The sequence below is a fragment of the Streptomyces sp. NPDC048419 genome, assembly GCF_043200415.1.
GTDB lineage: Bacteria > Actinomycetota > Actinomycetes > Streptomycetales > Streptomycetaceae > Streptomyces.
The window spans coordinates 138174-163860 of the sequence record NZ_JBICXT010000005.1 but is presented as its reverse complement, the minus strand read 5'-3'; the positions used below and the strand labels follow the sequence as shown (position 1 = coordinate 163860).

Sequence of the window (25687 nt, the reverse complement as noted above, 5' to 3'; positions counted from 1 at the left end):
GGCGGGCGTGCGCCCCCGCCTCCTCGCTCTTGCTCTAATCATCCTGTCCCCCCCCCCCCCCCCCCACCCCCCCCACAACCCCCCCCCCCCCCCCCCGGGGGGGGCCCCCCCCCCCCCCCCCCCCCCCCCCCCCACCGCCTTGTCCGCATACCTTCGTCCCGCTGCGAGCCGCCGGGTCAACGGTGGCTCGCCATACGGGAGATCGGGGGTGCGCTCGTGCGCATCGGACTGCTTACGGAGGGTGGCTATCCGTATGTGAGCGGTGACGCCAGGCTCTGGTGCGACCGGCTCGTGCGCGGGCTCGGGCAGCACGAGTTCGACATCTACGCGCTCAGCCGCACCGAGCGGCAGGAGAGCGAGGGCTGGGTCCCGCTGCCGCCGCAGGTCGCACTGGTGCGTACGGCGCCGATGTGGACGGCAGAGGACGGCGGAGCCGGGCTCGGGCGACGGACGCGCCGGCGGTTCGCGGAGTGCTACGGCGAGTTGGCCGCCGCGCTGTGCGCGGGAAACGCCGTGGACCCTGCCGGGGCTTTGGCGGAGCAGACCCCGGCGGTGGAGGCGGACCGTTTCGGCAGCGCGCTGTACGGGCTGGCCGAACTCGCCCGTGAGGACGGCGGGCTGGTGGGAGCGCTCCGCTCCGAGACCGCCGTACGCGCCCTGGAGCGCGCCTGCCGCGCACCCGGCGCCCTGCGGGCGGCGCGTGAGGCGCGCGTACCGGATCTGCTCGCCGTCGCCGCACACCTCGAACGCGCCCTGCGCCCCCTGTCGTTGGACTGGTACGAGGACGACGGTCTCGGCTCGGTCGACCTGTGCCACGCGACGTCCGGCGGTCCCGCCGCCCTCCCCGGGCTGCTCGCCCGCCACTTCCACGGCGTACCCCTGCTGGTGACCGAGTACGGCGTCCGGCTGCGCACCCACTACCTCGCCGCCACCGACGCGCCGCCCGCCGTGCGCTCCCTGCTCGCCGCCTTCCACGGCAGGCTCGCCACCGAGATCTACGACCGGGCCACGGTCATCACGCCCGGCAACGCGCACGCCCGCCGATGGCAGGAGCGCTGCGGCGCCGACCGCGCCAAGGTCCGCACGGTCTACCCGGGCATGGACGCCGCCCGCTTCGCCGAGGTGGGCGAGTCCACCGAGAGCGCCGACCCCGACGCGCTGGTCTGGGTGGGCCGGGTCGAGCCCGCCAAGGACCTGATCTCGCTGCTGCACGCCTTCGCGGAGGTCCGCAAGGAGGAGCCGAAGGCGCGGCTGCGGATCGTCGGCGCACCGGCCGGCCCCGAGGGCGAGGCCTATCTCGGGCACTGCCGGGCGTTGGCCGCACAGCTCTTCCCCGACGAGGCCGAGGGGCTGCACTCCGTCGGCGACAACCCCGTCTCCTTCGAGGAGATCGGCGGCCCGGAGCTGCCGACCCTCGCCGAGGCGTACGCCGCCGGCGGCGTGACCGTGCTCTCCAGCGTCGTCGAGGGTTTCCCGATCAGCCTGGTCGAGGCGATGTTCTGCGGCCGCGCCACGGTGTCCACGGACGTCGGAGCGGTGGTGGAGGTCATCGGAGGCACGGGGCTCGTCGTGCCCCCGCGCAACCCGCGGGCGCTCGCCGAGGCATGTCTGGCGCTGCTGCGCGATCCCGAGCGCCGGGAGCGCCTGGGTGCCGCCGCACGCGCGCGTGCGCTCGAACTGTTCACCGTCGAGCAGAACACCACGGCATTTCACGGCATTTACCTGGAGATCGTCTCGCACACCCCGGTGCGCCGGGTCGTCCTCGGCGAGACCGGGGAGCCCCTGCCCTTCGCCGCCCCCGCCGAGGCCCATGTCCCCGGTCGCTGGACCGACCCGGCCGCCCGCGTGGTGGCCCGTGGCGGCCCCGGCTGGGCGACGGACGTCCCCGTGCGCGCCAGGTCCGCGGCACCGGCCACGGAGGGGGCGCTATGAGCGGTCTGGGTGAACTCGACAGGCCCGGCGCACCGGGCGGTGCGGAGTCGTGGGACGAGCGCTCGCAGGAGTGGGCCACGCAGGAGACGGAGACACCGGACGGCAGCGCCGGCCCCCACCCGAAGGCCTCTGGCCGCCTGCCGAAGCTCCGGCGTACCGCCGCCGACCCGGTGAAGACGCTGATGCACCGTCACCGCGAGTTGTGCGAACGGGCCGTGGACCCTCTGGAGATCGCCGCGGGCCTGGAGGCCCACGGCGTCACCGACCGGACCGCGGCCCGCTTCCGCCACCGGGACGTGTTCTCCCTCGCGGAGGAGATGTACGCGCGCGCCGCCCACGACGAGGAGACGGCCCCGCCCTCCACGGCCCTCACGGCCCAACCGGCTCGCCCCGCCTGGATCGTGCTCACCCTGCTGCCCGGAGCCCTGTGCGCCGCGACCGTGGCCGCCCTCCACCTCACCCACGGACAGGCCCGCACGATCGCGGCCGCCGCAGGTGTCCTCGCCGTGGCCCTCGCCCTGCGCGCGGCGCTGGCGCAAGGCCCCCTCGGCGCCACAGACCGCACAGCCCCGGGATCCAAGCAGCGCGCCTCCGGCAGCCGGCCGTGGACGTGCTGGCTCGTCGCCTACGCCGTCCTCGGCGACGGCCTCCTGCGCGTGGCGATCGCCGGAGGCCCCGACGGTCTGCCCACCGGCGCCGCCGACGGCCCCTGGCCCCTGGCCACCGCCCCCGTCCTGGCGCTCGCCCTGGCCTGCGCCCCCGCCGCCTGGTGCGCGCACCTCTTCGCCGTGTGCACCCGCCGCAGACTGAGCGCCAGCCGCGGTCTGGAGCAGTTCACCGCTTCCGCCCGCCCGCTGCTGCTCGGCACCTTCGCCCTGTTCCTGTCCTCCCTGACGGCTCTGTCCGCCCTGTGCGGCGCGGTCCTGGGCGCGAGCGCGGCCTACGCCCAGACCGTCACCCTGGGCGCCCTGCTGTTCCTCGCCCGCCTTCTCATCGCGCGCGGATTCCTCCACGCTCCCGCGTTCGTCCTCACGGCCGCCGCGGCCGCAGAGGCGACCGCCCTGGCGTCGGTCTTCGCGGCCCGTCTGCCCGGGTGCGGCTTCCTCGCCACCCCCGTGGAGACCGCCGCCGACACCTGGGGCGCCGGCAGCGTCCCGGCCCTCGCCTGCACGGCGGCCGCCGTGGCCCTGCTGATCCACGCGGCCCGCACCCTCACCCGGGCCTCCGCCCACGCACCCGCGGACCGGCCGTGCTGACGCCGCGGCCGTCCCCGGTGCGCCCGGGCGCGTCGCCCGCACGCCCGCACACGTGGGCCCTGAACCTGCCGCAGGCGCCAGGACCCGCCGCCCGAGGCAACCGCTCCATTCCCTCCGAAGGAGAACCCGAGATGATCACCTCCCGATCCGACGCCTCGGCCCCGGGAGCCGCCCGATGAGAGTCCTGCTGATCGGAGCCAACGGCTACCTGGGCCGCTTCGTCGCCGACCGCCTGCTCGCCGATCCGGCCGTCCAGCTCACCGCGCTCGGTCGCGGCGACGACGCCGACGTCCGTTTCGACCTCGCGTCCGGCAGCCCCGGCGCCCTCACCCGCTTCCTCGACGCGGTCCACCCCGGTGTCGTCATCAACTGCGCCGGCGCCACCCGGGGCGGCGCCCGGGACCTGACCCGCCACAACACCGTCGCCGTCGCCACCGTCTGCGAGGCCCTGCGCCGCAGCGGCTGCGACGCCCGGCTGGTGCAGATCGGCTGCAGCGCGGAGTACGGACCCAGCCAGCCCGGCTCTTCCACGGCCGAGGACGCCGTCCCCCGCCCGGGCGGCCCGTACGGCGTGAGCAAGCTCGCCGCCACCGAACTCGTCCTCGGCTCCGGCCTGGACGCGGTCGTCCTGCGGGTCTTCTCGCCTGCCGGTCCGGGCACCCCCGCGGGCTCGCCGCTCGGCCGGCTCGCCGAGGCCATGCGCCGCGCCATGCAGTCCGGCGACGGTGAGCTCAAGCTCGGCGGTCTCGGCGTCCAGCGCGACTTCGTCGACGTACGCGACGTGGCCCGCGCCGTGCACGCCGCGTCGCTCTCCGCCGCGCAGGGCGTCATCAACATCGGCTCGGGCCGCGCCGTCCGGCTGCGCGACGCCGCGGCCGTGCTCGCCCGCGTCGCCGGATACGGCGGCGCCCTCCATGAACTCGACGGCCCACCCGGCCCGTTGCGGCCGACCGTCGGCCACCAGCGCTCCGACCCGGACCACGCGGCCCCGATGGCATACCCGTACCCGGACGGCTGCGGCAGCTGGCAGCAGGCCGACGTGCGCACCGCACGCGACCGGCTCGGCTGGCGGCCGAGGATCAACCTCGAGGAGTCCCTCGCCGACATCTGGATGGAGGCGGCATGCCGTATGTGACCAGCACCAGAGCGGGCAGCGCGAGCACCGACGTCCGCACCGGGTTCGGCATCCCCGGCTACGCCCACCCCCTCGTCGCTCCCACCGAGTGGGGCGAACTCACGCGCCCGGGGACGCCCTTGCACTGGGTCGTGCTCAACGTGGCCGACGGTCCCGGCGCCCGCCCCGATCCGCACTGCCTGGAGGCGGCCGGACGCCTGCGGAACATGGGCGTGCGGGTCCTCGGCCACCTCGAGTGCGCGTCCGGTGCCCGGACCTTCGGCGAGGTGATCTCCGACGCGCACCGCCACATCGACTGGTACCAGGTCGACGGCTTCCTCCTGGACCGCTGTCCGACCGACGGCGTCTCGCTCCCCGAGGTCCGCCGCACCGTCACCACGCTCCGCACGCTCTGTGAAGACGCTCACATCGTCCTCGGCCACGGCACGCACCCGCACCCCGGCTACCTCGAGTGCGGAGACCAGTTGGTCACCTTCTGCGGCTCCTGGAGCGACTACCGCTGGTCGCAGGTGGCGGAGTGGACGGCGGAGCATCCGCCCGAGCGCTTCTGCCACTTCGTCCACGGAGTGCCCCTGCCGCATCTGGAGGAGGCACTGCGCATCGCCCGCTGGCAGGGCGCCGCGACGATCTACTTCACCGACCGCACGGACCAGGGCGGTCGGTGCGACCCGTGGGAGGCAATGCCCGGCTACTGGGACGACATCGTCTCGCGGATCGGAACGGGTGTCTCGGAATGAAAAAGGCCGTGGCAGTGTTGCAGCAAGAACACCCGTAGTGATTGACCGACCAACGGAGTCCCCGTGTCGCTGCCACCCCTGGTCGAGCCGGCTGCTGAGCTCACCGTAGACGAGGTTCGCAGGTACTCCCGCCACCTGATCATCCCCGACGTGGGGATGGACGGGCAGAAGCGGCTGAAGAACGCCAAGGTGCTGTGTGTCGGCGCCGGCGGCCTGGGCTCGCCGGCGCTGATGTACCTGGCCGCCGCGGGCGTCGGCACCCTCGGCATCGTGGAGTTCGACGAGGTCGACGAGTCGAACCTGCAGCGCCAGATCATCCACAGCCAGTCCGACATCGGCCGCTCCAAGGCCGAGTCCGCCCGTGATTCCGTCAAGGGCATCAACCCGTACGTGAACGTGATCCTTCACGAGGAGCGGCTCGAGGCCGACAACGTGATGGACATCTTCAGCCAGTACGACCTGATCGTCGACGGCACGGACAACTTCGCGACGCGCTACCTGGTCAACGACGCCTGCGTGCTGCTGAACAAGCCGTACGTGTGGGGCTCGATCTACCGCTTCGACGGCCAGGCCTCGGTGTTCTGGTCCGAGCACGGTCCCTGCTACCGCTGCCTCTACCCCGAGCCCCCGCCGCCGGGCATGGTCCCCTCCTGCGCCGAGGGCGGCGTCCTGGGCGTGCTGTGCGCGTCCATCGGCTCCATCCAGGTCAACGAGGCCATCAAGCTCCTCGCGGGCATCGGTGAGCCGCTGGTCGGCCGCCTGATGATCTACGACGCCCTGGAGATGCAGTACCGCCAGGTCAAGGTCCGCAAGGACCCCGACTGCGCGGTCTGCGGCGAGAACCCGACCGTCACCGAGCTCATCGACTACGAGGCCTTCTGCGGCGTCGTCTCCGAGGAGGCCCAGGAGGCGGCGGCCGGCTCGACGATCACTCCCAAGCAGCTCAAGGAGTGGATCGACGACGGCGAGAACATCGAGATCATCGACGTCCGCGAGATCAACGAGTACGAGATCGTCAGCATCCCGGGCGCCAAGCTGATCCCGAAGAACGAGTTCCTCATGGGCACCGCCCTGGAGAGCCTCCCGCAGGACAAGAAGATCGTCCTGCACTGCAAGACGGGTGTCCGCAGTGCGGAAGTCCTCGCGGTCCTGAAGTCCGCGGGCTTCTCCGACGCCGTGCACGTCGGCGGCGGCGTGATCGGCTGGGTCAACCAGATCGAGCCGGACAAGCCGGTCTACTAGACCGCATCGGTCGACGAGGCGCATGCCGTTCCGGGAGGGGCTCGGCACCACTGGTGCCGGGCCCCTTTCCGCTGTCCCGGCTAGGAGGCGCAGACCTTGCCGTCGTTCGGCACGGTCCCCTTCAGCAGATACGCGTCCACGGTCGAGTCGACGCAGTCGCTCCCGCTTCCGTACGCACCGTGCCCCTCGCCCTTCCAGGTGAGCTCCACACCGACGCCCTTGCCCAGCTCGTCGGCCATCTTCCGGGCGCCCTCGTACGGCGTCGCCGGGTCGCCGGTGTTGCCGACCACCAGGATCGGCGCCGCACCGGACGCGCTCACCTCCGGGGTGTCGAACTGCCCGGCCACCGGCCAGTTGTGGCACCAGCCCGCCGTGTCCCAGCCGAGGAAGTCCCCGAACACGGGCGAGATCTTCTCGAACGCCGGCAGCCGCTTCTTCGTCTCCTCGGCGGTCGGCCGCTCCTTGTCGTCCAGGCACGATATGACCCGTTGCGAGTGGGTCGTCGTCGCGTAGTGCCCCGAGGCGTCGCGTTCGTTGTAACCGTCGGCGAGCGCCAGCAGCTCGGAACCGTCGCCCTGCTCCGCCGCGTTCAGAGCGCTGGTCAGGGTCGGCCAGCCCTCCTTGCTGTAGAGGGGGAGGACGATGCCGGTGAGGGCGAGCGACTGCGTCAGCTTCCGCCCGGAGGAGGTCGGCAGCGGCTTCGCGTCGAGTCCCTTCACCAGGTCCGCGATCTTCTGGGTGCCCCGCTTCGGGTCCTGGCCGGTCGACTTGAGGTAGTCGTCCAGGGCGCGCTGGAAGCCCCTGGTCTGGTTCTCCGCCTGGCCCACGGTGTCGGCGCTCGGGTCGACGACCGCGTCGAGGGTCAGCCGCCCCACGTTTCTGGGGAACAAGTGGGCGTAGACGCCGCCGAGTTCGGTGCCGTACGAGATGCCGAAGTAGTGCATCTTCGTGTCGCCCAGCACCTGGCGCATCAGGTCCATGTCGCGGGCGCTGTCAGTCGTCGACACGTGCGCCAGCAGCTTTCCGGCGGCCTTCTCGCAGCCCTTGCCGAAGGTGGCGGAGTCCTGGAAGTACGCCTTCTCCTCGGCCGGGGTGTCCGGGGTGGCGTCCACGTCCTCCGCGGCCTGGATGTCCTTGTCGCTGCGGCAGCGCACGCCCTCGCTGGCGGCGACCCCGCGCGGGTCCCAACTCACCAGGTCGTAGTGCTCGCGCAGCGTGGACACCGTGGGGGCGTACGTGGGCATCATGGACACGCCCGAGCCGCCGGGGCCGCCGAAGTTGAACAGGAGAGAGCCGATGCGGTTGCCGCCGTTCGCCTTGGCGCGGATGAGCGCGAGGCCGATCGTGTCGCCCTCGGGCTTCGACCAGTCCAGAGGCGCCTTGAGCGTCGCGCACTGCCAGTCGCTGCCCGGCGCGGGGGAGTCGGCGGTGGCCTTGCACGGGCCCCAGGCGAGCTTCTGCCCGGTCAGTGAGGAGGGCAGCGCGGCGGTCGTCCCGGAGGTTCGGGACGGCGACGACGGTGGCGGGCTCGACCTCTCACCGCCCTTGCCCTCGTCGGACGACGAGCCGCTGCTGCAGCCGCCCGCCAGGAGCGCCGCGGCGGCGCCCAGAGCCGCCCACCGTACGAGTCGTGCCATGTGCCTTCCCCCCTCGCGGGCCGTCCGCATCGTGCAGCGGACGGCTGTCAGGCCATCGTAGGCGGATCACGCGAAACCTGCCGAAGCCTGTGGATAACGTTCTGACCTGCGAATTCTTCCCGTTGTTCGCCGGTTCTCAGGAGCAGACGGTCCCGGCCTTCGGCGCCCTCCCGTCCAGCAGATAGCCGTTGACGGCGGCCTGCACGCACTTGTTCTTGCTGTCGTACGAGCCGTGCCCCTGCCCCTTGTACGTCAGCTCGACGCCGACGCCCGGGCCGAGTGAGTCCACCATCTTCTTCGCGCCCTCGTAGGGCGTGGCCGGGTCGCCGGTGTTGCCCACGACGAGGATCGGCGCGGCGCCCGGCGCGCTCACGTCGGGGTGGTCGGCGGCCCCCGGAACGGCCCAGTCGGTGCAGCTGACCATGGACCAGGCCAGGAAGTCGCCGAACAGCGGCGAGGCCGAGCGGAACTCCGGCAGTTTCTGCTGCACGAAGCCCGGGCTGTAACGGGCCTTGTCGTCGGCGCAGTTGATGGCGATGTTGGCGGCGGCGATATTGCTGTACTCGCCGTTCTCGTCGCGGCCGTTCAGCGAGTCGGACAGCGCCAGCAGGATCCTGCCGTCGCCCTGGTAGGCCTGCTCCAGGCCCTCGGTGAGGTACTGCCAGAAGTCCTTCGAATACAGCGCCTGCGCGATGCCGTTGGTCGCGGCGGTCTGCGTCAGCCGGCGGGGGAAGATGCCGGAGATCGGCTTGCTGTCCAGGTCCTTCAGCAGCTTGGCGATGCGGTCCTTGACGTCCTGCGCGGTGTCACCGACCGGGCAGTCCGTGGTCTTGGAGGTGCAGTCCTCGGCGAAGTTGTCGAGCGCGAGCTGGAAGCCCTTGGCCTGCCCGAGCGAGCTCTGCTCGGCGTCCTGTGTCGGGTCCACGACCGCGTCGAAGACGGCGCGGCCCACATTCTTCGGGAACAAGTGGGCGTAGACACCGCCGAGTTCGGTGCCGTACGAGATGCCGAAGTAGTACAGCTTGTCGTCGCCGAGGACCTGCCGCATCAGATCCATGTCGCGGGCCGCGTCGGTGGTACGCACGTGCGGCAGCACCTTCTCGGAGTTCTTCTCGCAGGCCGCGTTGAACTCCTTGGTGCTGTCCACGTACTCGGTGCGCTCACGCGCGTCGTCCGGGGTCGCATCCTGCTGGAAGTACGTGTCGAGCTGCTGGTCGTCCTCGCACTTCACGGGAGCGCTGCGGCCGACGCCGCGCGGGTCGAAGCTGACCAGGTCGTAGCGGGTGCGCAGGGTCGCGTAGTCCTGGCCGAAGGAGGGCAGCGTGGTGACGCCCGAGCCGCCCGGCCCGCCGAAGTTGAAGACCAGCGAACCGATGCGCCTGCTCTGCGGGCCGCTGGTCTTCGCCCGGATCAGCGCGAGGCCGATCGTGTCGCCCTTGGGCTTGTTCCAGTCCAGGGGCGCCTTCATGGTGGCGCACTGCCAGGTGCCGCCGTGCGGCAGAGGCGAGGGCGCGTCACCGCCGCCCTCCGCGGTGGAGGGCGCCGGACAGTCCTTCCAGTCGAGCTGCTGTGCCGACAGATCCCCGCCCCCGCTGCCGGAGTCGTCGTCGCTGCAGGCCGCCAGCAGGGAGCACAGCAGCACGGCGGAGGCGGTCACGGCGATGGCACGCACGCGGGATGGCTTCGGCATGCTCCCATCCTGCTGCGGCGCGGGGCCGGACGCTCGGGGCACGGGCCGTACGAGGTACGCGCGCGTACAGCCGTCGTACGAGACGGCGGTCGTACTAGAGCGAGCCCTTGCGGGTGAGGTGGTTGAAGGCCAGCCAGCCCGGCAGCACCGGCAGCCACAGGGTCAGCAGCCGGAACAGCAGGACGGCCGGGGCCGCGACCTCCTTGGGCAGGCCCACTGCGATCAGGCCGACCGTCAGGGTCGCCTCGACCGCGCCCACGCCGCCCGGCGTCGGGGCCGCGGACCCGAGCGCGTTGCCGGCGAGGAAGACGACGGCGACGCTGGCGATGCTGAGCGAGGTCCCCTGGGTGCCGAAGGCGCGGATCGAGGCGTCCAGGCACATCACGAAGCAGGCGGTCAGCAGCAGGGTGCCGCCGATGCCGCTGACGAGCTTCTGCGGCCGCTGCAGCACGTCCAGCATGCGCGGCACGACACCGGCGAAGAGCGAGCGCACGCGCGTGGAGACGAATTTGCGCAGGAACGGCACCGAGGTGACCACCAGGACGAGCACCGCCACGGTCAGCAGGCCCGCGATGACCGTCCGGGACGGCGACAGCGACGGCGTCTTCTCGGTGCCGGTCAGATAGCCGAACGACAGCAGCATCACGATGTGGCATCCGAGGCCGAAGAGCTGGGAGCCGCCGACACTCGCCACCGCGAGCCCCGGACGCACCCCCGAGCGCTGCAGGAAGCGGGTGTTGAGGGCGACACCGCCCACCGCGGCGGGGGCGACGATCTTGACGAACGACCCGGCGACCTGCGCGGCCACGGCCCGCGGGAACGGCACGCGCTCGGGCACGAACCCCAGCAGTGCCATCGCCGCCGCGAAGTAGCTGCACGCCGAGAACGCCACGGCCGCCAGGACCCAGCCCCACTGGGCGTTCGCGACCAGGGGACCGAACTCGATGTGGGTGAGCTGCGTCAGCAGGAAGTAGGCACCGATGGCGCCGGCGATGAAACTGATCAGGGTGCGCGGACGCACCCGCTCCAGGCGGGCGGGCTCGACCGGTGCCTGCGGCCTGATCAGCAGCACCTGGTGACGGATCTGGGCGAGCAGATCCTCCTCGCGCGCCTCGTCCAACGCGTCGTCGAGAGCCCGCTTCTCTGCCCGCTGCTCCGCGCGTACGGCCTTCTTGTCCGGCTTCTCGGCCACGGCCTCGCCGTCCTCCGAGGCCTCCTCCAGCCGGGCCTGCTTGAGCTGCCGGGAAGCCTCCAGGACCGCGTCGCGCTCGCGCTGGGCCCGCTCGCGGGCCAGCCTGCGCAGGGTCGCACGCGAGGTGCGGCTGAGCGCGATGGGCTGGAGCATCGGCAGACAGTCGGCCACGGTGTCCGGGCCGAGCACGCCCACCGCCGACGCCACCGCGCGCTCGGCGCCCACCCGCAGCCCCAGCGTCACCAGGAGCTGCGAGATGTCCATGCGCAGCAGCAGGTCGCCGGCCGCGATCTCGCCGACGCGCAGATCGGTGATGATCACTGTGCCGGAACGATCCACCAGAATGGCGTCACCGACCAGCCGCCGGTGCGCGATGCGCCGCGACTGCAGGGCCCGGACCTGGTGCCAGGTGTCGTGCAGCAGCTCGTCGGTGATCTCGTCGTCGGACAGTGTGTCCAGGGTGCGCCCGCCCGTGTGCTCGTAGATGAGCATCACGGCGTCGGGGCCGAGTTCCGAGGTCGCGATGAGCTTGGGCGCGTTGGCGCCGGCCGCGATCGCCGCGTACGCGAGCAGGGCCTCCTGCTCCAGCGCCTGGCGCAGCGACTGGAGGCTGCTGCGGGTGGCGAAGCCGCGCAGCGTCAGATTGCGCCACGCGCGGTAGAAGAAGCCCTGCGCCTGCTGCTCGCGGTCGACGACCGTCACGTCCAGCGGCGGGCCGTCCTCCAGGGTGACGAAGTAGCGCCGGCCGCGGTCGCCGGTCTCCGGCGTCTCCGGCACTTCCTCGCGCGAGGCGGTCACCGGGCGGAAGCCGACGTGCCGCAGGCCCGCCATCAGCGTGCGTCCCGTGGGGCGGACGTTGGGCGAGCCGACCGCGTACAGCGTCCCGTAGGCCACGGTCCAGCCGATCAGCACCGTCAGGATGATCGAGAAGGGTGTCGTGTAGCCCGTGACGAGCATCGAGAAGGCGTCGAGGAGCAGCACGATCCACAGCACCGCGCGCCAGCGCGGCCGCCGGGACATGCCGACCGCCGTCATGTACGCGATGACCGGCGCGAGATAGCCGTGCACCGGGTCGGTGAGGGCGTGGATGTCGCCGGGGGAGGGCTGGGTGAGCGCCTCCTGGATGGAGCCGGGGGCGGCCTTGGCGACCCACAGGTCTGTGGCGAGTGTCACTCCGTGGGCGAGGACCGCCGCGAGCACGCCGTCGGCGATGCGCAGCCCGTCGCGCTTGATCAGCCGCTCGATCGCGAAGGCGACCGGTACGAGCAGGATCGCGATGCTGGAGGCCAGGCCCGCGATCTTGATGAGCAGATCGGGCGCCTGTCCGGTGCCCTTGTTGATGTCCTGTTCGAGGCCCGAGGTGGTGCCGTGCGCGAACGCGGCGATCGCGAGCAGGACGGCGACTGCCAGCACGCCCACCATGAGGCGCATCAGGTCCGACGGGCGGTGCACGCGCGCGGGGAGCAGCGGTTCGTCGCCCTCGAGCTCGTCGATGTGCACCTCGTCGAGGAAGTCGTCCTCGCTCCTGCCCTGGTCCTTCGACGTGCCGGCCTTGCCTGCCGGAGCCGTCGTCCCGCCTTCGGATCCGGAGCTGGTGCCGGTGTCCGGGCGCGACGAAGCGTCAGAGGTGCTCTCCGCGTCCTCTGGGTGCGCACCCTGCTGCTTCATCGTCTCTTCTTGATCTCGTATCACCGGTCACCGCCCGCACGATGGTGGCATGCCCCACCGACACGCGGGGGTATCAGGGTGCACATGCGGGGGCGCACAGTCTGCCGGAAGCGCCGCCCTGGGGCGAGACGTACGCACGGTCGCGACGACGTCACACTGTCGGTGGCATGGGGCAGGATGAGCCGGATGAGTGAGGAGAGCCTTGCGCACGACGCCCGCCCGGAGCCCCCGGACGCGCTCCCGGAGTATGCCGAGCGCGTCCTCGAGGTCGCCGAACTGATCCCGCCCGGACGCGTCATGACATACGGGGACGTCGCCGAGTGGCTGGAGGAAGGGGGCCCGCGCCAGGTCGGCCGTGTGATGGCCCTCTACGGCGGAGCCGTGCCGTGGTGGCGCGTCGTGCGCGCGGACGGGATGCTGCTGCCGGGCCACGAGTTGCGGGCCCTGGACCACTACCGCACCGAGGGCACACCCCTCAAGGAGGCGAGCAGGGCCGCCGAGGGCCACCTGCCGCGCCTCGACATGAGACGGGCGCGGTGGGACGGCGGCGGACGTGCGGAGGCTCACACCTGACAGCTTCCGCCATCCGGCGGGCCCGCGTGTGACCCGTGATCCGTACGGGGGAACCGAGGCACGTTTGTGGCATGCCGTACGTTCGTGGGTCGAGGGGCCCACGGGGCACGAGTGCCGACAGGGAAGAAGAGGAAGCCCTGCTTCCGCACCATCCGTCGGCGTAGCGTCGCCAGCACCAGTCCCCCTCACCCCCCGACCACCGTCCTGAACGCACGGTGGTCCGACAACCAGCACAACCACCAGGACCGGCGAACCACGTGAGCTCCTCTTCCTCCACCAGGCGCCTGCCGCACCCACAGGTGCGGCAGGGGAACAGTGGCGCTTACCGGCTGGTGCGTACCCCGCCGACCAGACCGGATCCCCCTCGTCTTGACGCGTCACAGCGCTCGGTGGTTGACCACGAGGCCGGCCCGCTGCTCGTTCTCGCAGGTCCGGGCACCGGCAAGACCACCACGCTGGTCGAGGCCGTGGCGTCGCGTATCGCCCGTGGTGGGGACCCCGAGCGCATCCTGGTGCTGACGTTCAGCCGCAAGGCGGCCGTCGAACTGCGCGACCGCATGGCCCTGCGCATAGGGGCGGCACGCGCGCCCCAGGCGATCACCTTCCACTCGTACTGCTACGCCCTGGTCCGCGCCCACCAGGACAGCGACCTGTTCGTCGAGCCGCTGCGGCTGCTGTCCGGTCCCGAGCAGGACGTGACGGTGCGCGAACTGCTCACCGGCCAGACCGACCTGGAGCGGCTCGGCCTCGCACATGCGCGCTGGCCGGACGATCTGCGCGCCTGCCTGACCACCCGCGGCTTCGCCGACGAGGTCCGCGCGGTGCTCGCCCGCAGCCGTGAACTGGGCCTGGACCCGGCTGCCCTGGACGCCTTCGCCCGCCGCATCGGCCGCCCCGACTGGCGTGCCGCGGCCGCCTTCCTCGCCGAGTACCTCGACGTGCTCGACCTCCAGGGAGTGCTCGACTACGCGGAACTGGTCCACCGCGCCGTCCTCCTCGCCCGCCGCCCCGAGGTCGCGGAGCAGCTCGCCGCGCGGTACGACGCCGTCTTCGTGGACGAGTACCAGGACACGGACGCCGCCCAGGTACGGCTGCTGCACGCGCTCGCCGGCGACGGCCGCACCCTCGTCGCCTTCGGCGACCCCGACCAGTCGATCTACGCGTTCCGCGGCGCGGACGTGGGCGGCATCCTGGAGTTCCCGGGCGCCTTCCCGCGCGCGGACGGCCGCACGGCCCCCGTCGAGGTCCTGCGCACCTCGCGCCGCTCCGGCGCCGCGCTGCTCGCCGCGACCCGGCTGCTCACCCAGCGCATGCCGCTGACCCGGCTGCCGGCGGAGAAGGTCCGCGCGCACCGCGAGCTCGCCCCGGTGCGGGACGGCGGCCGCGTCGAGGTGTACACGTACCCGACGCCCGGCACGGAGCTGGACAACATCGCCGACATCCTGCGCCGGGCGCATCTGGAGGACGGCGTCCCGTGGCGCGAGATGGCCGTCCTGGTGCGCGCCGGCTCCCGCACCATCCCGACGGTCCGCCGCGCCCTCACCGCGGCCGGCGTTCCCCTCGACATAGACGGCGACGACCTTCCGCTGCGGCATGAGCCGGCGGTGGCGCCTTTGCTGACGGCGCTGCGGGCGGTGGCCGCGGCGGCGGCGTCCTCCGAGGGGGCGTGCTCCGAGGCGTGGTCTTCCGAAGGGGCGTCTTCCGAGGCGTGGTCTACCGAGCGGGCGTCCTCCGACGCTGAGGGGGAACCGGGCGCGACAGAAGTTCCGCCCGAGGAGCCGACCGTCTCGTGGCTCGACACCGAAACCGCCCTCACCCTGCTCGCCTCACCCCTCGCCGGCATGGACGCCGCCGACCTGCGCCGCCTCGGGCGGGCCCTGCGCGATGAGGAGCGGGCCGCCGGCAACCCCCTGCCGCCGCCCTCGGACGAACTGCTCGCACGGGCGCTGGCCGAGCCGGAGCGCCTTGCGGTCCACGACCCCACGTACGCGCGTGGCGCCCAGCGGCTCGGTGCGCTGCTGCGCAGGGCCCGGGAGCGCCTCGCCGACGGAGGCACGGCCGAAGAGGCGCTGTGGGACCTGTGGGATGGCACTCCGTGGCCGGTCCGCCTGGAGCGGTCCGCGCGTCGCGGCGGTGCGGCGGGACGCAACGCCGACCGCGATCTGGACGCCGTGTGCGCGCTGTTCGCGACCGCCGCGCGCGCGGAGGAGCGCACCGGCGGCCGGGGTGCCCTCAACTTCCTGGAGGAGATCGAGGCCGAGGACATCGCCGCCGACACCCTCACGCGGCGTGCCGTACGCCCCGACGCCGTACGGCTGATGACGGCGCACCGCTCCAAGGGCCTGGAGTGGCGGCTGGTCGTCGTAGCCGGCGTCCAGGAGGGCCTGTGGCCGGACCTGCGCCGCCGCGGCTCGCTCCTGGAGGCCGACCGCATCGGCCGCGACGGACTCGCCGAACCGCTCACCCCGGGCGCGCTCCTGGCGGAGGAGCGTCGTCTGTTCTACGTGGCCGCCACGCGCGCGCGTGAACGGCTCGTCGTCACCGCAGTGAAGGCCCCCGCCGACGACGGCGACCAGCCTTCCCGCTTCCTCACCGAACTCGGCGCCGAACCCAGGGACGTCACCGGCCGCCCGCGCCGTCCCCTGTCCGTCGCCGCGCTCGTCGCCGAACTGCGCGCCACGACGGTCGACCCGCGCGTCTCGGACACCCTCAGGGAGGCCGCCGCCCACCGGCTGGCGCGACTCGCCGCGCTCGCCGACGAGGACGGCCGCCCCCTCGTGCCGTCGGCCCATCCCTACCGCTGGTGGGGCATGTTCGAGCCGACCGAGAGCAAGGTGCCGCTGCGCAACCGCGACCAGCCCGTCGTGCTCTCCGGAAGCGCCCTCGACCAGCTCGCCAACACCTGTGCCCTGCAGTGGTTCCTGGGCCGCGAGGTGAAGGCCGACGCGCCCGCGACGACCGCGCAGGGCTTCGGCAACGTGGTGCACGTCCTCGCCGACGAGGTCGCCTCCGGACACACCCCGGCCGATCTCGCCGTCCTCATGGAGCGCCTGGACTCCGTGTGGAACGCGCTCGCCTTCGACGCGCCCTGGAAGTCGGCGCAGGAGAAGGAGAACGCGCGCGTGGCGCTCGAACGCTTCCTCCAGTGGCACGTCATGGACCGCACGGGGCGCACCCCGGTGGCCAGCGAGCACGGCTTCGACGTCACCCTCGGAGCGGGCGACTACGAGGTCCGCATCCGAGGCTCCATGGACCGCGTCGAGGCCGACGGCGAGGGCCGCGCCTACGTCGTCGACTTCAAGACCGGCAAACAGGCGCCCACCGCGCGCGAGATGGAGCGCCACCCCCAGCTCGCCGTCTACCAGCTCGCCGTCCGCGAGGGCGCCGTCGACGACGCCTTCGACGGAGCGCGCCCCGAGTCCGGGGGCGCCGAACTGGTCCAGCTGCGCCAGGGCGCCGCCCAGCGCGACGGCGGCGAGACGCTGCCCAAGGTGCAGGCGCAGGAACCGCTGGAAGGGGAGTGGGTCGGCGAACTGCTCGCCACCGCAGCCGGCAAGGTCCTCGACGAACAATTCACGCCGACCGCCGGACAGCACTGCGCACACTGCGCGTTCCAGGCGTCCTGCAGCGCCCGGCCCGAGGGGCGGCACGTGGTCGAGTGACGCGGGTGATCCATGACACCACGTGTGCTGACCTGCGCTTCTCTCCGATCCGGGATCGATTGGCACATCACTGTCAGTGGCCGCCGCTAGCCTCTGTGACGTGCCGCCCCCTATCACCGATCCCGACCAGCTCAAGGAGCTCCTCGGGATCCCGTTCACCCCCGAGCAGACGGCCTGCATCATCGCGCCGCCCGCTCCACAGGTGATCGTGGCCGGCGCCGGGTCGGGCAAGACGACGGTGATGGCGGCACGCGTGGTGTGGCTGGTCGGAACCGGCCAGGTCGCCCCGGAACAGGTCCTCGGCCTCACCTTCACCAACAAGGCGGCGGGCGAACTCGCCGAGCGCGTACGCAAGGCGCTCATCAAGGCGGGCGTCACCGACCCGGATGTCATCGACCCCGACAACCCGCCGGGCGAGCCCGTGATCTCGACGTACCACGCCTTCGCGGGCCGCCTGCTGACCGACCACGGCCTGCGCATCGGCCTCGAGCCGACCGCCCGCCTGCTCGCCGACGCCACCCGCTACCAGCTCGCCGCGCGCGTGCTGCGGGAGGCACCGGGCCCGTATCCGGCGCTCACCCGCTCCTTCGCGGACCTGGTCAGCGACCTGCTCACCCTCGACGCCGAACTCGCCGAACACCTCGTGGGACCGGGCGAGCTGCGCGCCTACGACGGCGAACTGCTGCGCGCCCTGGAGAACGTCAAGCTCGGCAACGACGCTCTGCGACAGGTCCCCAAGGCGGCCGCCGCCCGCCGCGACCTCGCCGAGCTCGTCGTCCGCTACCGCGCCGCGAAACGCGAACGGGACCTGCTCGACTTCGGCGACCAGATCGCCCTGTCCGCGCAGCTCGCCCGGATTCCCGAGGTCGGCCGCCTCCTGCGCGACGAGTTCCGCGTGGTCCTCCTCGACGAGTACCAGGACACGTCGGTGGCCCAACGCATCCTCCTGGCAGGCCTGTTCGGGGGCGGCACCGGCCACCCGGTCACCGCCGTCGGCGACCCGTGCCAGGCCATCTACGGCTGGCGCGGCGCCTCCGTCGCGAACCTGGACGACTTCCCGCAGCACTTCGCGCACCCCGACGGCCGGCCCGCCGCCCGGCAGGCGCTCAGCGAGAACCGCCGCAGCGGCGGCCGCCTGCTCGACCTGGCCAACAGCCTCGCGGAGCCGCTGCGTGCGATGCACGCGGGCGTGGAGGCACTACGCCCCGCCCCCGGCGCCGAACGCGACGGCATGGTGCGCTGCGCGCTGCTGACCACCCACGCCGAGGAGATCGAGTGGCTCGCCGACTCCGTCGCCCACCTGGTGAACACCGGGAAGGCGCCCGGTGAGATCGCCGTCCTGTGCCGCACGGCCACCGACTTCGCGGAGATCCAGGGCGCGCTCGTCGCCCGGGACGTCCCCGTGGAGGTCGTCGGTCTGTCCGGGCTGCTGCACCTCCCCGAGATCGCCGACCTGGTCGCCGTCTGCGAGGTTCTCCAGGACCCGGGTGCCAACGCCTCCCTGGTCCGCCTGCTGACCGGCCCGCGCTGGCGCATCGGCCCGCGCGATCTCGCTCTCCTGGGGCGGCGCGCACGGCTCCTCGTCGCCCACGCGCGCGTGGAGGACGACGACCGGGACCGCCGGCTCGCCGAGGCCGTCGAGGGGATCGACCCCTCGGAGGTGACCTCGCTCGCGGACGCCCTCGACACCTTCCTGGAGATGCCCTTCGACACCGAGCACGAGGACGACGGGCTGCCCTTCTCGCCGGACGCGCGCGTGCGGTTCGCGCGTCTGGCGGCCGAACTGCGCGATCTGCGCCGGTCGTTGTCCGACCCGCTGATGGACGTCCTGCACCGCGTGCTCGCCGTCACCGGTCTCGAGGTGGAGCTGTCGGCGTCCCCGCACGCCCTGGCCGCACGCCGCCGCGAGACCCTCTCCAACTTCCTCGACATCGCCGCCTCGTTCGCCGCCGGTGACGGCGAGGCCACTCTGCTCGCCTTCCTGGCCTTCCTGCGCACCGCAGCCCAGTACGAGAAGGGCCTCGACAACGCCCTGCCCGGCGGCGAGAACACCGTGAAGGTCCTCACCGCCCACAAGTCCAAGGGACTGGAGTGGGACGTCGTGGCCGCCCCCGGGCTGGTCACCGGCACCTTCCCCAGCACCCGGGGCCGTGAGCGGTGGACCGCCCAGGGCAAGGTGCTGCCGCACGAACTGCGCGGCGACGCCGCCACCCTCCCCGACGTCGGCAGCTGGGACTCCCGGGGCCTGAAGGCCTTTCAGGAAGAGATGAAGGAGCACCAGCACACCGAGGAACTGCGCCTCGGCTACGTCACCTTCACCCGACCCCGCTCCCTGCTCCTCGGCTCGGGCCACTGGTGGGGCCCCACCCAGAAGAAGCCCCGCGGTCCCTCCGATTTCCTCGAGGCCCTGTACGAGCACTGCGAGGCCGGGTACGGCGAGATCGAGGCATGGGCGGACGAGCCTGCCGACGACGAGGAGAATCCGGCCCTGCACGCGGCGAGCGCCGAGCAGGCCTGGCCCCTGCCCCTTGACGAGGCGTCGCTCACCCGGCGCCGGGCTGCCGCCGAGACGGTCCTCGCCCACCTGGAAGACCTCGCCTCCCACGAGGACGGCCACCCCGCGGCCACGCACGACCCGGACAACCACCAGGACCCGGACTGGCCGCCGCCGGACGACGACGAACCGCCGTACGACGACGTACCGCTGGAGGACGAGGCCCCTTTCACGGACAGGGATCCCTTCACGGACGAGGACGCCTTCGCGCACGGGGATGTCCTCGCGGACGAGGACGCCCTCGCGGACGGGAACCCGTCCGACTGGGACGACGCCTGGGCCGCCGCCCGCCCGACGGTCCCGCACCAGGCGTCACCCCCGGAGGGCACCGAACACCGCGGGGGCGCACGCCCGCACCCGGACCGCCGCCCGGCTCGGGGACCCGCTCGCCTCACCCCGGAGGAGGCCCGCACCCTCGCCTCCTGGGACCGTGACCTCGACGCCCTCACCGGTGAGCTCCTGCGCGCGCGTGACGCGGTCACGGACGTTCCCCTCCCCGCGTCGCTCACCGCGTCCCAGGTTCTGCGCCTGGCCGCTGACCCGGACGGTTTCGCGCGGGACCTCGCGCGCCCCATGCCGCGCCCCCCGCAACCCGCCGCACGCCGGGGCACCCGGTTCCACGCCTGGGTCGAGGCACGTTTCGAAGAGCTGACCCTGCCGGTGCTGGAGCCGGAGGAGCTGCCCGGCACCGAGGCGGAGATCGCCGACGAACGCGACCTGGAGGCGCTCAAGGACGCCTTCGAACGCACCGAGTACGCCCACCGCACGCCGCACCGCATGGAGGCGTCCTTCCAGCTCGCCATCGCGGGCCGCGTGGTCCGGGGCCGTATCGACGCCGTCTACAAGGAGGGCGACGGCGAAGGGGCGACGTACGAGATCGTCGACTGGAAGACCAGCCGGACCCGCTCCGCCGACCCCCTCCAGCTCGCCGTGTACCGGCTCGCCTGGGCCGAGCAGCGGGGCGTCCCCCTAGAGTCCGTCAACGCGGCGTTCGTCTACGTGCGCACGGGTGAGGTTGTACGACCGGACGACCTTCCGGACCGGGCCGCACTGGAGCGGCTGCTGCTGGAGGACCCGGCCGCGCAAGCAAACTGTGAGGAACCGCCCAACGAGGATGTCCGTGGGGGCCGATAGGCTCGTGACCATGAGCCAGCCCGTTGACAGTGCCGTCAGCGCCGTCCGTACGTACATCGAGCAGCACAGTGCCGCCTTCCTCGACGACCTCGCCGAGTGGCTGCGCATTCCGTCCGTGTCGGCCCAGCCCGATCACGCGCCCGACGTGCGCCGCAGCGCCGACTGGCTCGCCGCCAAACTCCAGGAGACAGGCTTCACGACCGCGGAGGTCTGGGACACCCCCGGTGCGCCGGCCGTCTTCGCCGAGTGGCCCTCCGCCGACCCCGAGGCGCCCACCGTCCTCGTCTACGGCCACCACGACGTTCAGCCCGCAGCCCGCGAGGACGGCTGGGACAGCGACCCCTTCGAGCCTGTCGTCCGTGAGAATCGTCTCCACGCGCGTGGGGCCGCCGACGACAAGGGGCAGGTGTTCTTCCACACACTCGGTGTCCGCGCCCACCTCGCCGCCACCGGCCGCGGCACCCCCGCGGTCAACCTCAAGCTGCTGATCGAAGGCGAGGAGGAGTCCGGCTCCCCGCACTTCCGCGCTCTGGTCGAGCGGCACGCGGACCGGCTCGCCGCCGACGCCGTGATCGTCTCCGACACCGGCATGTGGTCCGAGGACACTCCCACGGTGTGCACGGGCATGCGCGGCCTCGCCGAGTGCGAGATCCACTTCCACGGCCCGGACCAGGACATCCACTCGGGGTCCTTCGGCGGCGCCGTCCCCAACCCGGCCACCGCCGCGGCCCGCCTGGTCGCCGCCCTGCACGACGAGCACGCACGCGTGGCGGTCCCCGGCTTCTACGACGGCATCGTCGAACTCACCGACGCCGAGCGCGCGCTCTTCGCCGAATTGCCCTTCGACGAGCGGCAGTGGCTGCACACCGCCAAGTCGTACGCAGGCCACGGCGAGGCCGGGCACACCACCCTGGAGCGCATCTGGGCCCGCCCAACGGCCGAGGTGAACGGCATCGGCGGTGGCTACCAGGGCCCCGGCAGCAAGACGATCATCCCGTCCTCGGCGATGGTGAAGCTCTCCTTCCGGCTGGTCGCCGGCCAGGACCCCGACCACATCGAGAAGGCCGTCCGCGCGTGGGCCGCCGAGCAGGTGCCCGCCGGGATCCGGCACGAGATCACCTTCGGCTCGGCCACGCGTCCGTGCCTGACGCCGCTGGACCACCCGGCCCTGCAGTCCGTGGTGCGGGCGATGGGCCGCGCCTTCGACAGGAAGATCCGCTTCACGCGCGAGGGCGGCTCCGGGCCCGCCGCCGACCTCCAGGAAGTCCTCGGTGCGCCCGTGCTCTTCCTGGGCATCTCCGTCCCGTCCGACGGCTGGCACGCCCCGAACGAGAAGGTCGAGCTCGACCTGCTCCTCAAAGGCGTCGAGACCAGCGCGTACCTGTGGGGCGACCTCGCCGAGACCTGGCGCCATGTGCCCTGAGCGCCCCGAGCCGTCGGGAGGGGCATCGCGCGAGGGGCCTAGTGAAGACCCCGCCCCCGCACCACCTGCGCCCGCACCGCCCGGCCCCACCGGGTCAGGTCACCCCGTGACGCACGTCCCGCCGAACCGCCCGCCGAAACAATCCGTTCCACCGGGGGAGTTGGAAGCACCCGTGACCACCAGGACCGACCACATCGCCGACCGCCCCATCTCGCTCACCGCCCCCAGCGGCATCGACCGCGCGGCCCACCACCGGCTCGACGAGGCATGGCTGGCGGCGGCCTGGAGCCACCCCACGACCCGCTGCTTCGTGGTCTCCGGCGGACAGGTCCTCATCGACGAGACGGCCGACGGCCGTACCGAACTCGTCATGACGCCCTCCTTCGAGGCCCCCCTGACCGAGGCGCACCGCTACTTCCTGGGCACCGACGAGGACGGCGTGAGCTACTTCGCGCTCCAGAAGGACGGGCTGCCCGGCCGTATCGACCAGTCCGCGCGCCCCGCGGGCCTGCGCGAGGCCGGTCTGCTGCTGTCTCCGCGCGACGCGGGCCTGATGGTGCACGCGGTCGGCCTGGAGAACTGGCAGCGCACCCACCGTTTCTGCTCCCGCTGCGGCGAGCGCACGGTCATCGCCGCGGCCGGCCACATCCGCCGCTGCCCCGCCTGCGGCGCGGAGCACTACCCGCGCACCGACCCGGCCGTGATCATGGCCGTCACCGACGAGGACGACCGCATCCTGCTCGGCCGCCAGGTGCACTGGCCCGAGGGCCGATTCTCGACCCTCGCCGGCTTCGTCGAGCCCGGTGAGTCCATCGAGCAGTCGGTGCGCCGCGAGGTCTTCGAGGAAGCGGGCATCATCGTGGGCGACGTCGAGTACGTCGCCAGCCAGCCCTGGCCCTTCCCGTCCAGCCTCATGCTGGGCTTCATGGCCCACGCCACCTCGATCGACATCACCGTCGACGGCGACGAGATCCACGAGGCCCGCTGGTTCTCCCGGGACGAACTCGGCGCCGCCTTCGAGGCCGGCGAGGTGCTGCCCCCGTACGGCATCTCCATCGCGGCCCGGCTGATCGAGATGTGGTACGGCAAGCCGCTGCCGACGCGAAGCTTCGTCTGAGCCGGTCGAACGCGAAAAGGCGGCCCCTGAGTTGCCTCAGGGGCCGCCTTCGCGGCGAAACCGCGGAGCGCCTACGCGCCGATCTTCTGCTTGACCTGCGCCAGCGACGGGTTGGTGAGCGTCGAGCCGTCCGGGAACAGCACCGTCGGGACCGTCTGGTTTCCGCCATTCGCCTTCTCGACGAAGGCCGCGGAATCCGGGTCCTGCTCGATGTTGATCTCGTCGTACGTGATGCCCTCGCGGTCCATCTGGCTCTTCAGCCGGCGGCAGTAGCCGCACCACGTGGTGCTGTACATCGTCACAGTGCCCGGCATGTCTCTCGCGCTCCTCGGCAGCTAGGGGATCGGTGCTCGCAGTGGGAGGAACGTACTTGAAAGCGCCACCATTCCCCCGGGCGGTATCCCGTAGGAGACGCCTGCCGCATTAGTACGACTGCGGGTGCCTGCCTGTGGACAACCGCCGCACTCGTCTCCGGCGACCTGGCAGCATGGGCGTGTGACAGCAGCAACGCACTCCACGCTCTTCCCGCAGGTACCGGACTCGGCCGACGCGGTGCTCGAAGGGCTCGACCCCGAGCAGCGCGAGGTGGCCACCGCCCTGCGCGGCCCGGTGTGCGTACTGGCGGGCGCCGGCACGGGCAAGACCCGGGCGATCACCCACCGGATCGCCTACGGGGTGCGGGCCGGAATCCTGCAGCCCTCCAGCGTGCTGGCCGTCACGTTCACCAACCGCGCGGCCGGCGAGATGCGCGGCCGGCTGCGTCAGCTCGGCGCTTCCGGCGTCCAGGCCCGTACGTTCCACTCGGCCGCCCTGCGCCAGCTCCAGTACTTCTGGCCGAAAGCCGTGGGCGGCTCCATGCCCCGGCTCGTCGACCGCAAGATCCAGCTCGTCGCGGACGCGGCCGCCGCCTGCCGCATCCGCCTCGACCGGGGCGAGCTGCGGGACGTCACCGCCGAGATCGAGTGGTCCAAGGTCACCCAGACCGTCCCCGCCGACTACGCGCCCGCCGCCGCCAAGGCCGGCCGTGAGTCCCCCCGCGACCCGGCCGAGATCGCCCAGCTCTACTCCGTCTACGAGGACCTCAAGCGGGACCGCTCCGTCATCGACTTCGAGGACGTCCTGCTGCTGACCGTCGCCGTCCTGCAGGACCGGCACGACATCGCCGACCAGGTCCGCGCCCAGTACCAGCACTTCGTGGTCGACGAGTACCAGGACGTCAGCCCGCTCCAGCAGCGTCTGCTGGACCTGTGGCTCGGCGAGCGGGACAACCTGTGCGTGGTCGGGGACGCCAGCCAGACCATCTACTCCTTCACCGGAGCAACCCCGGACCACCTGCTCGACTTCCGCGCCCGCCATCCCGGAGCCACCGTCGTCAAGCTGGTCCGCGACTACCGCTCCACCCCTCAGGTCGTCCACCTCGCCAACGGCCTTCTGGCCCAGGCCCACGGCCGTGCCGCAGACCACCGCCTGGAGCTGATCTCCCAGCGGGAGGCGGGCCCCGAGCCCGCCTACACCGAGTACGCGGACGAGCCCGCGGAGGCCGAGGGCGCCGCCCACCGCATCCGCGAGCTCATGGACGCGGGCGTCCCGGCCGGCGAGATCGCCATCCTGTTCCGTACGAACTCCCAGTCCGAGACCTACGAGCAGGCCCTGGCCGACGCCGGGGTCCCCTACCAGCTGCGCGGCGCCGAGCGGTTCTTCGACCGCCCCGAGGTGCGCAAGGCGGGCGTAGCGCTGCGCGGCGCGGCCCGCTTCGGAGGCAACGACTCCCTCCTCGACGACGCCGTCGACCTCCCCTCCCAGGTGCGCGCCGTGCTGTCCGGCGAGGGCTGGACGTCCGAGCCTCCGGCCGGTTCCGGGGCGGTGCGCGAGCGCTGGGAGTCGCTCGCGGCCCTCGTGAACCTTGCGCACGACTTCGCCGCCGCCGCCCCGCGCGCCACCCTCGGCGACCTCGTGGCAGAGCTGGACGAGCGGGCGAACGCGCAGCACGCCCCGACCGTGCAGGGCGTCACCCTCGCCTCCCTGCACTCGGCCAAGGGCCTCGAGTGGGACGTGGTCTTCCTGGTCGGTGTCGCCGAGGGCATGATGCCGATCACCTACGCAAAGACCGACGAGCAGATCGAGGAGGAGCGCCGCCTGCTCTACGTCGGCGTCACCCGGGCCCGGGAGCGCCTCCACGTCTCCTGGTCGCTGTCCCGCTCGCCCGGCGGCCGCCCCAACCGCCGCCCCAGCCGGTTCCTGGACGGGCTGCGCCCGGGTTCCACCGGCGCGGCCGGCCGCGCCGCGGCGGGTGGCGCCGGGGGGGTCGAGCGCGGCTTCACGAGAGCGCCGGCCGCCGTGCCGCGGCGCAAGGAACGCACCCCGGCGCGCTGCCGGGTATGCGGGCGCACGCTCACCGACGCGGGCGAGATGAAGCTGATGCGTTGCGAGGACTGTCCCTCCGACATGGACGAGGGGCTCTACGAGCGATTGCGCGAGTGGCGCGCGGGCCAGGCGGAGCGCAGCGGGCAGCCCGCCTTCTGCGTCTTCACCGACAAGACGCTGATGGCGATCGCCGAGGCCGTCCCCGACGACGAGCGCGAACTGACACGGATTCCCGGCGTCGGCATGCGCAAGCTCAACCGTTACGGAGCAGATGTCCTGGCCCTCTGCGCAGGCCGCGAGCCCGCGGAAGACGACGAACGCGACTGATCCAAACTCGTCGAAAAAATAGTTTGCGCATGCCCCAGCAATCC

At 72.5% G+C, this 25687-nt stretch carries 15 protein-coding genes; 11 read left to right on the top strand and 4 right to left on the bottom strand.

The window, feature by feature from the left end:
- Positions 1-216: 216 nt before the first annotated feature.
- From ACGFYN_RS13505 to moeZ, 5 genes are all read left to right on the top strand, one after another.
- The gene (locus ACGFYN_RS13505; RefSeq protein ID WP_393865959.1) at positions 217-1932 is read left to right on the top strand and encodes a DUF3492 domain-containing protein; all 1716 of its coding nucleotides are present in this window, start codon (positions 217-219) and stop codon (positions 1930-1932) included.
- Positions 1929-3188 (top strand): hypothetical protein, encoded by a 1260-nt coding sequence (locus ACGFYN_RS13500; protein WP_393865958.1) that lies wholly within the window; start codon positions 1929-1931, stop codon positions 3186-3188. The genes ACGFYN_RS13505 and ACGFYN_RS13500 overlap by 4 nt, the downstream gene beginning before the upstream one ends.
- 175 nt (positions 3189-3363) lie before the next feature.
- A complete protein-coding gene (locus ACGFYN_RS13495; RefSeq protein WP_393865957.1) occupies positions 3364-4323 on the top strand; it encodes an NAD-dependent epimerase/dehydratase family protein in 960 nt (319 codons plus the stop codon).
- Positions 4311-5060, top strand: coding sequence for a spherulation-specific family 4 protein (locus ACGFYN_RS13490; RefSeq protein WP_393865956.1), 750 nt, complete (start codon positions 4311-4313; stop codon positions 5058-5060). Before ACGFYN_RS13495 ends, ACGFYN_RS13490 begins: the two co-directional genes overlap by 13 nt.
- A gap of 63 nt (positions 5061-5123) precedes the next feature.
- Positions 5124-6302, top strand: coding sequence for an adenylyltransferase/sulfurtransferase MoeZ (moeZ, locus tag ACGFYN_RS13485; protein WP_393865955.1), 1179 nt, complete (start codon positions 5124-5126; stop codon positions 6300-6302).
- A gap of 80 nt (positions 6303-6382) precedes the next feature.
- On the opposite strand, the gene ACGFYN_RS13480 is transcribed toward moeZ, so the two are convergent.
- The 3 genes from ACGFYN_RS13480 to ACGFYN_RS13470 form a co-directional block, all read right to left on the bottom strand.
- Positions 6383-7939, bottom strand: a complete 1557-nt coding sequence (locus tag ACGFYN_RS13480) for an alpha/beta hydrolase (RefSeq protein WP_393865954.1) — start codon at positions 7937-7939, stop codon at positions 6383-6385.
- Between the two features lie 136 nt (positions 7940-8075).
- Positions 8076-9629 carry an alpha/beta hydrolase gene (locus tag ACGFYN_RS13475; protein ID WP_393865953.1) on the bottom strand — a complete coding sequence of 518 codons (1554 nt, stop codon included), beginning with the start codon at positions 9627-9629 and terminating at the stop codon, positions 8076-8078.
- A gap of 94 nt (positions 9630-9723) precedes the next feature.
- On the bottom strand, positions 9724-12489 hold the full coding sequence (locus tag ACGFYN_RS13470; protein ID WP_393865952.1) for a lysylphosphatidylglycerol synthase domain-containing protein: 2766 nt from the start codon (positions 12487-12489) through the stop codon (positions 9724-9726).
- A gap of 186 nt (positions 12490-12675) precedes the next feature.
- Here ACGFYN_RS13470 and ACGFYN_RS13465 point away from each other — a divergent pair, with 186 nt between their 5' ends.
- The 5 genes from ACGFYN_RS13465 to nudC all read left to right on the top strand — a co-directional run bounded on the left by ACGFYN_RS13465 (position 12676) and on the right by nudC (position 22952).
- Positions 12676-13062: an MGMT family protein gene (locus tag ACGFYN_RS13465; RefSeq protein ID WP_393865951.1), complete on the top strand. Its 387-nt coding sequence runs from the start codon at positions 12676-12678 to the stop codon at positions 13060-13062.
- Positions 13063-13319: 257 nt separating this feature from the next.
- Complete coding sequence (locus ACGFYN_RS13460) at positions 13320-16724, top strand: ATP-dependent helicase (protein WP_393865950.1); 3405 nt, start codon at positions 13320-13322, stop codon at positions 16722-16724.
- A 100-nt stretch (positions 16725-16824) separates the two neighbouring features.
- On the top strand, positions 16825-20412 hold the full coding sequence (locus tag ACGFYN_RS13455; protein WP_393865949.1) for a UvrD-helicase domain-containing protein: 3588 nt from the start codon (positions 16825-16827) through the stop codon (positions 20410-20412).
- Between the two features lie 10 nt (positions 20413-20422).
- Positions 20423-21835 (top strand): dipeptidase, encoded by a 1413-nt coding sequence (locus ACGFYN_RS13450; protein WP_393865948.1) that lies wholly within the window; start codon positions 20423-20425, stop codon positions 21833-21835.
- Positions 21836-22007: 172 nt separating this feature from the next.
- Positions 22008-22952: an NAD(+) diphosphatase gene (gene nudC / locus ACGFYN_RS13445; protein WP_393865947.1), complete on the top strand. Its 945-nt coding sequence runs from the start codon at positions 22008-22010 to the stop codon at positions 22950-22952.
- Positions 22953-23023: 71 nt separating this feature from the next.
- Here the strand turns inward: nudC and ACGFYN_RS13440 are convergent, their stop codons facing one another.
- Positions 23024-23266, bottom strand: a complete 243-nt coding sequence (locus tag ACGFYN_RS13440) for a mycoredoxin (protein WP_393865946.1) — start codon at positions 23264-23266, stop codon at positions 23024-23026.
- Between the two features lie 181 nt (positions 23267-23447).
- On the opposite strand from ACGFYN_RS13440, the gene ACGFYN_RS13435 reads away from it, so the two are divergent.
- Positions 23448-25643 carry an ATP-dependent DNA helicase UvrD2 gene (locus ACGFYN_RS13435; protein WP_393865945.1) on the top strand — a complete coding sequence of 732 codons (2196 nt, stop codon included), beginning with the start codon at positions 23448-23450 and terminating at the stop codon, positions 25641-25643.
- The last annotated feature ends 44 nt before the right edge of the window (positions 25644-25687 follow it).